This is a genomic window from Nocardia sp. NPDC059180, from assembly GCF_042754945.1.
GTDB lineage: Bacteria > Actinomycetota > Actinomycetes > Mycobacteriales > Mycobacteriaceae > Nocardia.
Genome location: NZ_JBHZBU010000004.1, coordinates 145,328 through 160,818 on the forward strand (window position 1 = coordinate 145,328; position 15,491 = coordinate 160,818).

Annotated in this window: 1 protein-coding gene (cut by a window edge); it reads right to left on the minus strand. The window is 63.8% G+C overall.

Annotated features, from left to right (window positions below; all coding sequences use genetic code 11):
* Nucleotides 1-15,491, minus strand: partial view of a DUF2332 family protein gene (locus ACFXNW_RS15005; protein ID WP_379418252.1) — the final stretch only. It continues 47,614 nt past the right edge of the window; only the last 15,491 of its 63,105 coding nucleotides appear in the window; the start codon falls outside the window, past its right edge; its stop codon occupies nt 1-3.

A 15,491-nucleotide genomic window follows, 5' to 3' on the forward strand; every position in this document is an offset into this window, starting at 1 on the left:
TCACGCGCGGAAGTCACCCCAGGGTGAACCCCAATAGGATTCGAACAAGGGCTGGTGAGCGCCGGTTTTGGTGATGATGGCTTCGGCCGCCAGCCATGATGTGTCGCCTGCCGCGGGCCAGAGGAGCAAGCTGGCACAGAAATGGATATTGCGATCCATTTCCGCATTGTCGATCAAGTAGTTGGCTGTGAACTGGGCTGTCGCGCTGCCGGATTGGGCGGGGTTGCAGGAGCCGACGATCAATGCTCGGTATTCATCCTGCGCGAGCATCTCCAGAAACTGGGCATTGTTGGTGAGTAGCCTGCCGTATGCCTCTCCGTCCACGAACACATCCTGCGACACGTCGCCGGCCCGCACCTGAATGTTGTAGAAATCCGGGCTGGCGTGCGAGATGACGATAAAGGGGGCCTTGCCGGTCGCGAGCACCTCCTGCTGCCATGCGGCGTGTTCTGGTGGTCCGTACTCGAACCGTCTCTCGGACCCGTGCCGCCGGTAGGCCGTTAGAACGTACAGCTCGTGCTCTCGTCGCGGCCTGCTGGCCCAGAAAGAGAACGTGTCGTCGGTGTCGCGGGTCGACGGCAAGAACACCACATCACCGTGTCCTCGCGCGTTCGGCAATGTCACCGTGTGGACGTCGCTCGGGTCGATCTCGATCTCACGCCCGGTCGAACAATCGATGCCGAGGATCGGAATGTGGGGGACCTGCCGCGGAATGCGCGCGGCTCCCTCACCCGGTAACTCCGGGCCGGTGATCAGTACCGGCCGGACAATGGTTCCGGGAGCTGATCGGGCGGCGGCGGGTTCGATACTCGGTGTGCGCTGGTCTGCCCGACCGTCGGGAGGCACGGTGGGCGGCACCGCACCGTCAGATGCGATATGGATGATCCCTCGGTCCAAGGCGGCCAGGATCGCTGGTAACCGGCCGTGTACGCCGAGCCTGTCGAATATGCGAGCCAGACGATCCTGCAGGGTGCTCGGAGAGATCCCCTGCCGCGCTGCGACGTCTGCGTTCGTCAGCCCCTGGGCCATCAAGGTGAGCGCCTCGACCTCCAGAGGGCGAAACCGGGGGTACACTGCCGGGCCGGTGGCCGTGCGAGACTTGCCGTGGTGCAGCAATCCGCGTTGCCACGCACGCACCACTGATTCGGTCGGACTGTCAGTACCGAGCTTTGCTGCTATGCCGTTCAAGCGGAGGCGCAAAGTACTTCGGGAAAGATAATGGTCCGACCCGATCTGGTTCAGGGTGTGACCTTTCGCCAGCTCGGCGAGTATGTCGATCTCCTCAGCGGTCAAGTCGAGACGTTGCGGGGCAAGGGATTCGCGCGGGCCGGGCGGCAGCGAATCCTGGGGGCCGGCGGCGAGCCCATCCATCGCAACTTGCCGACCGTCATCAGGGCCGGAAGCAATCGATACCGGCTGTTGGTGCGATGGTTCGAGCAGGGTGGCGATGAGGGGCACCCGTGCGGCGGTGCCATTCGGGTGACGGCGATCGACGGCCTGCCGTACGTCCCGGATGTACGCGGATGTCTCTGGAAGCCCCCGATGATGCAAGTAGCTGCCGAAATCGGTGTGGCCGGAGAGCAATTTGCCGACTACCGAAACGAAATCCTCAACTGCTCCATCCTCGACGGACATCGCTTCGTTGCCGCGATCTGCCAGCGCCTCTCGAAGGAGCTGAGGGGCGTCTTCGGGAGGGGCGTCCAGCATGCTGGTCACCGTTGTCGCGAACCATTGTCCGATCCGCTCTTCGGCGGACAACACGCGTCCGCCATAGCTGTCGAGGAGCTTGTGGGCCTCGCGACGTTGGAAAAGCGCGATGACGTCGTCCATCAGGTACGTGCAAAGGGTTCGGGAGATGATCTGGGGAAGAAGGATGTCCGCGAGGTGCCGGGTGCGCAGGTAGTCCGGCTCCGGATTCTGATGCCACCGGCAGCCCGGGTACTGGTACGTGTACACCCCGTCCCTCGGTACGGCGAGGAACCGTGGCCGCTGGGCGCGGGTCAGCGCTTCGAGCGTCAGGGTGATGTCGCGCGCTTCCAGTGGTCTCGGCGCCACGATCGAGGTATACGGAAACTGCGGAAGCTCATCGAGCGAAAGGATCCGCGCGATCTCGCCGATGATGCTGGCCAGGTCGCCTGAAAGGGTCGTGAACTTCCACGTGGGCAGGATCTCGCCGGGCAGCCGGTGTCTCTCCTGCATGAATAGCAGCGGGCCCGAGCTCGTATTGGGCAGACCCACCAGACGTTCCGCCTCCAATGCGGCCAAGGTGAGCGCGGCGAGGGCGCTGAGCCGGGGACTCTGTTCGGTGAGCCAGTCGCGCTCCCAGGCGAATTGGTGCGGGGTGTTGAAGAACGCCGCGCCCGTCGGCTCGCCGGGCTCGTTGCTGGGCCGTTCGTCGACATAGTGGAAGCCGGGATAGCGCACCAGCTTCGCCTCGAGCTCGGCCGCATCGCCGACGTTATCCGAGCGCCGATAGATTTCGCGGGAGGCTCCACCCCCATCGCTGTTCAGCTCAGCTAGCCGTTCGACGGCGCGTCGCCCCCGCGCGGGCCCGCGGTCGCGATCCCACGGATTGCCGCTGCCGTCGAATGGCTCGTCGGGGTCGGGGACGCCCATGGTGCCGATGAGCGCCGGGGGCCGTGCGGCGGGTGAATGCTGCGCCGTGCGCCCGGTCGGGGTGGAAGCGGGTTCCACCGGGGGGCGATAACTGAACCAATCATCGGCGGCTGCGGCTCGTTCTGCCTCCGGATCAATACGTGGAGAAGCAATCTGGCGTTGCAGCCAAGTCGGGTCTTCGATGCTCAGCCGATGCGGTGCATGCGGTACCTCGGCGCCGCGGCCGACCGCGATCAGACCGAAGTAGCCGAGTGATTCGGTCGGAATCCGGAAGATCGGGTCGATGAACTGCCAGTACTGGCGATGGGTGCGCAGTGCGTCGGAGAACCGGGGCGTGTTCGGAAATTCTGCCGGTATCCGGTGGATTCCGGCGACTGTCGATGGATCCCGCCCCTGTCCGCGGCCGGCGAATCGCCCGGGTCGGTCAGGAATGCTCGACCCGAGCCAGGTCACCGGGTCCTGGCTGCTCGCGGCCACATACTTCTCGGGGATGCCATCGGCCTGCTTCTGCTGCACGCCTGGCGATCCGAGGTAGGTGATCGAGGCGACGTTGCCGTCCAGTCCGCCGTCGGCCTCGGCGTAGCCCGTGGTGGTGGAGCCGTAGCTGTGCGCGTAGAGCCGGTTCAGCGGCAGCGGGGAGCCGCCGGGCAAGTCGGCCTGGAGCCTGCGGGTCGTATGGAAACCTGCGACATCCCGCACCAGCAAACGTCCGCCGTCGATAGCGGACTGGGGCGAAATCGTCTCGGTCATCATCTTTCCACCGCTGGGCGCGTCGTATCCCAGCCATGCGATCGACAGGATATCGAGGGTTGGATCCAGCCGCGCTGCCACCTCGTAGAGGTTCCACGAATTGGTCGATCTGCTGTTGAGCCGTTGCAGCGTCGTGGTGATTCCAGGGATTTGCCACAGTGCCACCGCGGCCGTATCGGCATTTCCGTACCCGAGGGCAATCCGCCCGGCACCGCCGAACTCGAGTGCGTCGTAGGCCATCACCTGAACCGGTGGCGCCGGCACAACCGGTTCCATCGACCGCGCCTTCTGCTCGGCCTTCGCCAGTGCACCGTGGGTATAGACCAAATTGCGCAGATGCAGCAGTTCCGTGCCATTGAGCTGCTTACGCAGCCATACCGCGACCGCAGCGCCCTCGGGGACGCGAGCCCGGTACGCGGCCAGGTCACGGGCGATGGCCAACCGGTTCGCGCCGTCCCGTACGGCGAAGGGGATACCGTCGGCATTGCCAAGCTCGGCCGGATGCACCCGCAACACCGCATTGCGCTGATCGTCGGTCAGTGCGTGCCACCACCGGAAGTTCGCCTCGGCACGCTGTTCGGATCGCTCGCGCACCTCGTCTTGGGCGTAGTCGCCGTGTGCCAGGTCCGCTGCGGTCCGGACCGCGCCGGATTCATCGAAGGCACTCTGCGCCAGAGCCGTCTCGTCGGCTGTGGCTGCGGACGCGTTGGGCAGAATCCCAGCATGCAGGGACCGGAAGTTGCTGGCGGCTACGGCGTCGGGACTGAACGCGTGATGGGCTCCGGAACCGTCGTCGACCATGGAGAAACTGGCAGCCACCTCGCGGGCGGACACCACTTGCACGATCCCGTACGACGTCTTGTCCGGTGTGCCCTGCTCCCGTTTCAGATGGGCGGAACCCAATGCGAACCGCTCCCGCAATCGCGGCTTGTTCAGACGGGGGCGAACAGCCGGTGTCGCTCCCGTACTCAAATAGGTGAATGACGTGCTGCTGCCGGCGGGTATACCGGCGAAGACGCGAAGTGATGCCGACGGAACTCCGGTGTCGGGTTCAACAGACAGATAGCGCTCGAGCACCGAGCGCCCCGCCGTGGGAGCCAGCTTCGTCCGCCGCCCGCCGAATCTTGTGTCCGGGCCGCGGCCGCGCGTTTGCTTGAAACCACCACCGACTGCTCGCGGTCGCCGCGACTCCGTGCGAACGATAGATACGTGTGCGACACCGTATTCCGATGCGCTGCCCACCTGTCGATCTCCGGGCGGATCCGCCAGCGTCAGGGTGTGGATCGCGCCGCTGAGCCGACCGCGCGCGGCGGCGCTGACAATGGCCGTGCTCGGGCCGTAGCCGAACAGGTGCGTCTTCGGTATCGGAGCACCGTCGGGTTGCTGTGCCGCGTATTCGCGTCCCGCGTGGAAGCCCGCGACGCCTGCCGTGATCGACCGTGCATGGATTTCTGCCGCGACCTTCGCTTCGCCCGGAATATCGTGTCGGTGCGAAATGATCGAGGCGACGGGTTCTCCCGGCGCTCGCCGCGTGGTCGCCTCGTGGTGGTTGTGCGCGTAGGCCACATCCTCGACCAACGACGACAAATCTGTGTTGCGGTCCAATACATGCCGCGATATCGACGTCGCACTATCGGTATCACCGAATCCGATCTCGAATTCGCCGTCGCCATATGCCAACAGGTGGACTGTCGGCGCGACGACATCCTCAGGAACCGATGCCGCCAGCTGATCCGCTCGCGCCACGGCCTTGCGTGCGTCGAGAATATTGCGCAGCTGTTGTGGTTCGTTGGGCCCGAATTCAGGGTTGACCAGCTGGCCGCTGCCGAGACGTTCCGGGCGACGGGCAAGAAACGCCGCGAGTTCGCGATCGAGCGCCAGCCGGTTCGCGGCATCCTTCACCTCGCCCGGGATGCCGTAGGCATTGCCGACTTCGGTGGGGTGTACCAGCACCATCGCCACTTGCCGGTGGGGGTCGAGCGAATGCCACCAGGTGGCGTTGGCCGTCGCTCGATCGCGTGCCATCGCGACGACGTCACCTTCTGAACCGGCGTCGAGAAGCAGATCCGCCGCGCTCGCATCGCGGGCGAGCGTGCGTAATGCGTCCTCCGCATAGGCGAGGTCGAGATCGGTGGGGGGCCGAGTGGAAAGCCCGGTGCCCTGCGGGGGCGATGACATAGTGCTGTCGGCCCGTCGGAATTGGTCGGCGGCGGCACCGGGTTCGATGGTCCGAGGCTCGACCGCTGGCTCAGCGCCGACCTTGCGGCCGTTCCCTGGCAGCTCGTGTGCGTGTGTGCCGTCCTGCTCACCTTCGCCGTACGCGAATGTCAGATCCGGGCTTCGCTTCCTCGGATTCGCCATCGCCGCGGGTGCTTGCCCGGAGTACCGCCGTCTCGCGGCGGAGGGGGTCGGCCGGATGGCACGCGGTGCGCCTGAGGGCTGTAGCGCGTCCTCGAGCTGTCGAATCAGCTGATGTGCGAGGTCTCTATCGCGCTGCGACGCCAGGGTTGTGCCGGTCAGCCATTTCTGCAGGACATGGATCGCTTCCCGGGCTTTGATGCTGTGCCGTCTGCCGCGTGTGGACTTGCCCGTGGCCGACTCGTTTCGGATCGCATCCATGAGGGTGCCGTCCCCGGTTCGGTTCGGGTCGCCGACAGCCTCGTAGATCTTGTCGAGAACGGAGTTCAGCTTCGGGTCGTCGGTGACGGGTCGTATTGCGGCGGGCTTCCGAGCAATGGCCCCCGGCGCCGAATACCAGGGCCCGACCTTCGACTCGTCGAGTTCGAACCAGACCACATTCTTCGTAGACCCCTCCGCGGCGTCCTTCAGGAACCCGGATCTGTGCGCCAGCGACTTCAGTATCCCGATGCCCCAGCCGCCCTTCACCGGCTCACCGACACGGGTGACGGGCTGCGGTTGCGGACGGCCGTTGGTGACAGTGACCCGCAGCCGACGGGCTCCTGGCACTCCGGTCACTGTTGCTTCCACTGTTCCGTTGCCACGAGCAGCGTCCAAGGCGTTGGTGGCCAGCTCCGAAACCAGGAGTTCCGCGTTGCGAATCTGATCGAGATCGCGCCAGCCGTGCATAACTTCACGCACCTCGCGACGAGCGTGCCCGACATGTTCCGGGTGGCCCTGCTCGACAGTCACTTCGATGCGTCGTAAGAACCTTCCGGTGGCGCTGCGGTATGCCGTGGGGATGCCGCGCTCCTGCTCGCGCTCCCGAATTAATGATCCGGCATTCTTCGAACGCTCGGTTGTGGGTTCCGGGTCCGCGGGCATCGGGGGCGCGGTCCTCGCAGACGCGGTGAGAGGTGGCGCTGCCTGGCCCGGCGGCCCAGCGGGGTCGATGTCCGCACCGTGCCAACCGGTTCCGTCCGGCTCGGCTCCGCGACCGATCAAACGGCCGAGCCAGTCCCGTCCTCCGCGGCCGAATGGCTGCTTGCGCGGCCCTTGCGGGAGCGGTGCGCGCGCGACGACGACGGTGATGTCATCCACTTCCCCCCTGCCGGCCGCCTGGTTCACCAACTCGTCCGCGATCGAGCGCGGGTCGCCGGGATGACGGCTGACAGCCACGCCGAGCGCCTCGATGCTGGACATCGTCTTCACCACACCGTCGGTGCCGGCCACCACGTAGCCACCGCGCGGCACGGTGATCGTCCCGTCCACGGCTATGACGGGCGCGTCGATATCATTTGACACCAGAACGGTTTTCACGTATCCAACCGGAAAGTCCGCCTCGTCCGCCTCCGACGGCATCTTCCTCCCGAGCGCGTATTCGATGACGTGGCGCACATTTTCCAGCGACGGATTTTGCCGCACTGCCTCGTGCTCGGATATCCGATTCGCCTTCGCGAACATCTGGATAGGGGAGTGGTCGTCGGTCCACCACACAGCGTGCCTGCCGTCGGCGGACACCCACCCGACTCGACTGTCCCCAACCCACCCGACGGTGAAGCGATCCAGTTCCGCGACCGTGACGGCCACTGTGCATTGGGGATTGTCTTCGTAATCAGCGAACTCGGGCCGTCGTCCCAGGTCCTGCACCTTCAGGTGGGCATGGTGCAGTGCCTCGCTCAGCAGCTCCTCCCTGTTGACCTTGCGTCCGAACCGTGCCCGCGACCACTTCTCCTCGAGGAACGCGCCGAGTTCCACCGCCGCCACCTGGGCCGCACGATGCCCGGCCGGCGCCCCGCCCACCCCATCGAACGCCGCGGCGACCAAACCCGGTTTCCCGTCTCGGACGAACTCCGCGACCACCATCGCGTCTTTATTGCGCGCGTGGGACGTGCCCTTCTGACTGACGCCGCTAGCCCATCGGGTTTCCCCCGCCAGACGTTCGGCCTGCTCGGGTGCAGCGAGATCCGCGACGGGTCGACCATCCTGGTCGTGTAGCCCTTGCTGCGGACCGAAGGCCGTGTTGTCGAGGTCGTTGGACGCACCGGGCCGACGGTTCTTCGCCTCGGTGAAGTTGGCCGGCGAACGTGTGGCCCGGTTCGTGCCGGGCAACGCAGAATGGCCGGGATCGCTGGGCCCGAACCGGTTCAGTACGTCCGGGCCGGGGCGGAAACCGTGGACTGCGGGGTCCGAGGACTCCTTGGCGCGCCGCTTGTCGATCCCGCCCAAGGCGTCGGCGACCTCAGCCTCGCCCTGGGGCATTGCGCCAAGCCCCTTCGCCCCGCCGGGGTTCGCGTCGCGGTCCTCCGCGCCGGCCTCTACCACATCGGGTTCATCGGTGTGATCTGATTCCGGCCGGGGAAACACCGGCCGGAACCTCTTGACGGCTTCAGCGCTCAGTTGGTCGACCAGGTCCGGTGTGATCCGCAGGAGCCGGCTTACCGTGTCGGTTTCCATGTCACCGACCAGGTGAAGGAGCACCACAGCTTCCGCCAGATCCGGCTCGGGCAGATCGGAGAGGGCATCCCGCATAGCCTCTCGGGTGGCCTCGGGCAACTCGATACCGAGTGATTCCACGACTGGGGCGACGATGTCGCGCTGACGGTCGTCGGCGCCACCGATCGGCGCGTGCAGCGAGTCCTCTCCCAGCCCGAATATTCGGACTGCCTCGGTGGCTTCGGCAAGCGTGACATCCAATGCTTGACTGATTTCGGCCGCATCCGGAACCGTGGCTGTCGCTTCCGTTCGTTGATTAATGTACTTGCCGACCTTGATAAGTAGCCTGCGCGTTGTCGCATCCGGATACCGGGCCTCGAAGTAAGTCCGAAGCATGGCGTGTCGAGCCGCCGACCACGCGGTGTGCACGAAATCACGTGAGGGAATGAAGTTTCGAGTCGCACGAATTATTGCCTCATGTGCGATCTGGACCAGGTCGTGAAGGGGTTGACCGGGGATGTCCCAGCGGCGCGCCTCCACCTCCGCGACGAAATAGTATCCTTCGACGATCCTGTTGCGAGCCGCCTTTTCGTCGTCGGATCCCGTTCGCGTGGCAATCAAGTCCCAGAATGCACGAGCCTCGGCGCCGTCGTCTGTTTCGGTCTGGGACGCAGAGTAGAAGCGCTGCAACGCCGCAACCAGTGTCTCGTTCGGGAGATCGAGGGCGTCGCGAATCTCTCGAAGGGTTCGGAGGAACGGTTTGCTTCGATTTCTCTCGATTCTCCCTGCGGTCGGCCTACCGACTCGCTTGCTGAGTTCCTTCTGGTCTATTCTGTAATACAGCCGAATTGCCTTGAAATGGTCCTGTATTGATTCGTATCTGTGCGGATCCGGCACTGTTTCACCGTGGGGATCCATCCAGTAGTTGTATCCCCAGGCCTCGGCCAGTTTGTTCCATGGGCCGGCACGATGGAGCGCGTTATCATAGATCTTCAGCATGAAGAGCTCTGGACTGAACTGCCCTGTTCGCTCGAGTCCCTTCATTGTCGCAGGCGATAGTCCTAGGGCAGCTGCCGCTTCGGAAAAGCTCAGGCGGTTGAGTCGACGGAAGTGGGGCAGGTACCGGTCGAATGATGTGGCGATATCAAATGGAGGGAATACTGGGGATGCCTTGGCCAGAGTACGGAACTCGTCGGCGAAATCGTTGTTGTAGTACTTGCGGTGCGCGGCGACGAGTGTGCCTACCGGGACCTGGTACTCCTGTCTGAGTTTCAGGAAGAACTCGACGCCTGGACGGCTGGTTCCGTTCTCTACGTCGGCGATTTCCCCTTCAGTTATCCCGAGCGGATCTCCGAAGTCGTGCTGGCTCAATCGATGATGGAGACGGATGGCGCGGATGAACTCGTGCACAGTATCGTAGTCGGCCGATACCGGCCTATTTTCACTGTCGTGAGCGATCCGATGTTTGAATTCCCATGCCTCGGCCGGGTTGTTAGATGGGTCGGCCATAGTGCGGAACTCGTCGGCGAAGTCGTCGCTGTAGTATTTGCGGAGTGCGGCGACGAGGGTTTCGATCGGGATCTGGTACTCCTGCCGGAGATCGAAGAAGAAGGCGATCCCTGGTCGATTCTTCCCCGCCTCTATCTTTCTGATCGATTCGTATGTCCTGTCGAGTCGTGAACTGAAATCCGGCTGGCTCATCCGGTGGTAGAGACGGATTGCCTTGGTGTAGTCGTGCACCGTCGCGTAGTCCGCGGAGTCGGGTGGCGCCTCGCCCTCGGGGGCCATTCGATAGGTGTATCCCCAAGCAGTAGCAAGGACGTTCCACGGGCCCGCTCGGTGGAGGCCGGCATCGTAGATTCTGAGCATAGTGAGTTCTTCCGGCGGCTCTGCTTCGTACTCGAATAGATCCATTGTCGGAAGTCCAAGTGTCAACGCTGCTTCGACGACGTTCAAGTCGTTGAGTAGTTGAAAATGGGTGAAGTACCCGATAAAGGAGTCGGCGACCTGCGTGCTCGGGAACACCCATGAGTCCGCGGCGTCAGGGCTGGGCTCGGCCGATGTCGGGCTCGGTTGGACGCCGCCCTTTCCGGGCCTAGCGGCTTTGGGGGTGGTGGAATGGTGCGTGGCCTTCGCCCCGGCTCTGGGCCGGACGTTCCTGGGAGCCTGAGGTGCGGTCGGTGTCGGCGCTAATCCACTCGAAGCCGGATCGCCGTCGAGGCGGGCCCGTCTGCGATCGGTCTCGGCCTGTGCCTCAGTCGCCAGGTAGGTGGCGAAGAATCGCTGGCCCGTGTTCGCCTCCATCCACCTTTGTGCGGTGTGAGCTTCGGCGAATGCCTCGGGGAGGTTCAGGTCATCGATCGTTCTGTCGGTGGCGTCCGCCTTGTAGCTGTAGCCACTGAACTCGCCCACTAAAGAGTTGATATGTGCAACAAATCCGGCTTCGTGTTGCGGAATGGTTTGCTGGAAATATTGCTTGACGAACTCGGCGCGCATTTGCCCGTCGATCGGGCTTGTCGAAGTGATCGTGATGAAGGAATCCGCCACTCGCTGAAAGTCGACCAGATAATTCGGCGCGTGCTTCTCGATGTATTCCATGGCAAGGTTGACGAGAATCATTGCCCAGTCATGATCCGCGCGGGCCTCGAATAGCTCCAGGTTCTTGTCTCCACCGTGTGGGTACGCCTGCATGCCATGACCCATCTCGTGGCTGAAGGTCCGCCTGAACGGTTCATCGCGCGGACCGGCGTACCAGCCGCTATCGACGCTGTCTTCGTTGGCGTAACGGGTGAGTTCCCTGTTGATCGCGTATCTTTCGCTCCAGCTCAGCACAAGTCCGTCGTCAGTGGGATAGACCTCGGCCATCTGGCGGTCGTCGCCGGTGGGGACGATTTCGATCTTGACGAAGCCGAGATTGCCGAACCGGCTGTGGTAGTAGCGGTATTCTTCGACGAAGTCTCGAATGGTTTGTGGTTTCACATCCTTCATTCGGAATCCGTCCAGCTCGAGGCCGAATTCGATCTCGAGCTCTCTGATCGGCTCGTTTTTGACTTTATCGAGCCTTTCCTCGAAGGCGGTCGAAGGGCGGCCGAGCGCGGCGTCGTTGCGTCCATCCCATAGCTTGGCCTGATCTACGAGAGTCCGATGTAGTACTCGATGGCCGGCGGTGGTATTCGCATCATCCATCTCGACCTTTTCGAACGAGTCCGGCAGTGCAGTCCGAAAGTCCAGCGAGCCGTCGTTGCGGAAATGAATGTCATCGAATTGTGTTCGCAGCCACTCGCCGAAACCGAGCGCCGCCTCACTTATTCCGATGTATGCCTTTAATGCTCTCAAATTGCGGATGGCATAAGCTTCGGCGCGCCAACGTCCCGAATAGACCACCGCCCGGCCGAATGCGTAGGCGACTTTACGGCGGATCGAATCTATCGACATGGCATCGGCGGCATCGGGGTTGATCGAGAACTCGATCGCGTCGGCGGATACGTTCCCGTCATCGACGGACGGGGTAACGCGGACAGAAACGTCCTGCAGTTCCTCGTCTCGCTTGATATCCACTGTGGGCAGTTGTATCGGGTAACGGGTCAGGAGGTGATGGAAGGTTTGTGCGAATGCATGAGCTTGGTCGTACCTGAATACGTCCAGTCCAGACATCATGGTGTAGGGGTGCCGATATACGAACGCGTCCGCTATGTCGTGCGCATCGATATATTGTTCCCCGTGCAGTTCGGCTCGCAGATCCAGATCGAAGAACATCTCGATAGCATCGATAAGCGATGCGAGCCTCGATGATTCAGGTGTCAGGTCACTCAGGCGACGCAATCCTGTGAGCGGGTCCGCACCCAGGATTGCCCGATACCGTGAACCTGGATTCGGCACACCCACCAGCCTTGGCAGATTGCGCTCGAGGGATTCCAACTGGGTTATCCAATGCTCGCGCTGGCCTGGATCGAGGTCCGGCTTCGATGTCACGGCATTGGCGGTGATCTGAAGGCCGATCCAACCAGGGATCTCGTCCGCCCGATGTTGCTCACGAATCGCTTGCCAGGTTTCCTCGTCCAGTGAATGCAACAGGCTACGTAGCGGCGCCAGTGCTTTCAGAAGTGGCCGCGCCTCGGGCAGCAGTCCCTTGTTGATACCCAGCAACGCCGTCAGTTCCGCGCGCGCTTGATCGAGCTCGCCTTTCTGGGCGGGGGGCCGACCCCATGGCCGCTCCTCTGATTCCGAAGGGCGCCCGTCGGAATCGGCCGAGGTCGAGCGGGCATGAGCGCCGCCCTTCTCGGGGTCGGCGGGGATCAGAGCGCCGTGGACCTGTGTCGCGTTGCCGGGCACCGTGTTCCACGGAGTCGGAGTCGCGGACGCCCCTGCCGGTTCGGTGGGCGAATCGCCTAGCGCGGCCCGTTTGCGGGGGGTGTCGGTGTGTGGCTCAGCCAGCAGTTCGAACAGGCGATTTGCTCGGCCCTTGTCTTGTTCCTCGCCGGGAACGAATGGCACACGGTCACCAAAGCGTTGGCGGTAGCGCGACTGATGGCCTTCGAGATCCATCAATGTCACCGGCGTAATGTGCGGTCCTGAAGCGTCAAGCCTTGCTGACCATTCGTCGTATCGAGCGATGCCGTCTCGCACTTTCTCCACCCACACCGGCAGTGGCGTGAAGAAGTCGTCGTCGAACTCCTCGATCGCACTCGGTGACAGGCCGGAGTTCAACAAGGACCATGTCAGCAGCTCTCTCGTGGTTCCCCCGTTACCGTCGGCAGTGAACGGGTGTATGGAACAGAGCTTCCACTGGAGGGTCGCCGCGAGTTCGACCTTGTCTTGCTGCGGATCGTCCTTGGCATTGTTGTACCAGAGGCACAACTGTTCGAGCTCGGCGAGAATGTCGGCCTCGCTCCCGAACACGGGATACAGAATCGTCCCGTACCGCATGATCTTCTCGTACTCGAGCGCCTCGATCGTCTCGGCTGTCGCGTACCCCTCCAGCCGGCTGGCGGTGATATCTGCGATCTGCTGTTCGGTCAGCGGTGAATCGAGCACTGTCAACTGGCGCGCGCCCGGCACGCCATCGGTTGCCGGAACGATCCGGATTCCTGGGCGGAGGTCCACCGGCGGTACGTAGGTCAGCAGGGGGTTCTTGGCGACTGCCGCGATCTGAGACTCCGTCAAGGGATGAGTCAAGATGGCGCGCTTGAAATTCTTCCGCGCCTCCACCGTCCCTGCCGCATCAGGGAACTTTCTCCACACGAGCGCTCGATGCACATCCAACAGGAAAGGCACAGTCAGAGGCTGGTTTCCGTGGTCCGATGCGATCTTGGCGGCTTCCAGATGGCCTAGCCACCGCTCTGGTCCGAAGATTTCGCGGGGATCCTGACCCGCGGCGAATGCGGTCGTCCGGTATACGTCCTCCACGCGCAATGCCGCCGCGAGTGCTCGCTGGGCATCGGTCGTGATGCCGAGTTCCCGCTCGCGCTCCTGGATCTCGGCTCGGGCTTCTTTCGGATACTCAGCTGTGGGTTTCGGGTCCGCGGGCGTCCCTGGCCAGGGCGTTGATTGTGGTGTCGGCTCACTGGGAGACGAGTCCGAAACGGAGTTCCCCGGGTCGCGGGGTGCATTGCCTGATTCTGCTGCGGGCGACGGTGTGTGATCCTCGCCGTTGGTCGGCACGGTGGCGACCGCGAGCACGATGCCATCGCGCGCGATCCAGCCTCCGTCGATCACGTGCACCGGTGGGCCGAAGAAGGTCAGGCCGTCGGTCTGTCGCAGCTGGGTGGTGAAGGTGCGGTTGCTCCAGTCGATCGTGACGTGGATCAGCGGTTCGTCGAGGGGATCGGGGAGCAGTGTGTCCATCGCCGCGCCGACCGCATCTTTGACGGACTGGAACAGGGGCGCCAACTGGACGCCGTCACGCGCGAGGTTCTCGTCACCGACACTCTGGATCCACGCCCATTCCTCGTCATTGACGAACCGGCTCTGCCGGGGTTCGTCACCGTAGTCTGACCGTGGCGGCCTGTTCTCGATGACACCGATGCCGATCGCACGGAAATCCTCTGTGAGGGCTACCGCTGCCGCGGCGTAGTTGTCGGGCATCAGAATGGGAATCGCGCCGACCACACCCGGTGGCCATGGCAGCGGCTGGGGATACTCGGGGCGGTGCGCGGCCTCGAATGCCGGCGCGTCTTCCGCGGAGAATCCCAGACGGCCTAACGCCATACGCGCGCTGATGAATCCTGGGTCCGTGCGGCCGAGATTCCGCACGGCCCTCTCGCCGAGTAGCTCGTCAGCGGCGACTCCGTAGGGCAACAGCCGGTAGATCATCGACTCGTCGAAGCTCAGCCAGGTCGCCTTGCGATTCTCCAAGCGGACGACCCCCGCATCGTCGGCGTTGTGGGCGGCGGCGAGGTCAGCGACTGCGGGAGTTTCGGGATTGTTGTCGATCACCTCGACGACGAAGGTGCGCTGACCGAGGGCCGTCCGTCCGACGGTTGGGGCGTTGATCGTGACCTGGCCGGTGCTGTTTTCCATCGACTGCCGGGCCAGCTGTGCGGCGGCTGCGGGGATTGTCCGGAGGTGCTCGGCGCTGCGCCAGCCACGCTGGGTCAACCATGCGGAGATGGCCTTGGCCGCGTGTACGGCGGCCTGTTCCTTTTCGGCATCGGTCAGCCGCGGGCCCTCCGCGCCGAGTGGGCCGACGTTCACCTCGAAAAGAGGATGTTCGCTCCGACGGCCCGGGTGCACGGCCATCTCGTCGTGGTCCGGGCCGGGCTGGAAGAGCTGGTCCACCCGCGATGTATCGTCCGGGCCTATCCGCAGATGCCAGAACCGGTCGTCATCGATGTCGGATACTCGCAGTCCCAACCCGACTCGGCTCACCAGAGTTGTGGGGTCGAACGACAGCAGCAGCACCTCGAACCCGGACTTGGCTCTGCGCTCGGCCTGCACAAGTGCGTCCCACAAACCCAGCGCATACTTCAGTTGGTGGCGCTCGGTGTCGTCGAGGGACGACTCGGGGCGCGATGCCAAACTCTGCACGAGCAGCTTCAGAGATCGTTCGCCCGCGGCGCCGGAGATCTGCCTGGTGAAGACATCCCGAGCGCTCATCTCGTGCGGGTACACCGTGACCATCGCGGCTTGTTCGTCCGCGCTCAACCGATGCCACCATTTGCCGATCTCCCACCTGGACGTCCGGAAGCTGTAGATGTTGTCGGGCCGGGTCACCCACGCGGCTGTCGCATTCGGTCCGGCCTTCCGCAGCGCCTGCCGCGCCAGCTCCTGCTCGGCCTGCGACGGCAGCGCCA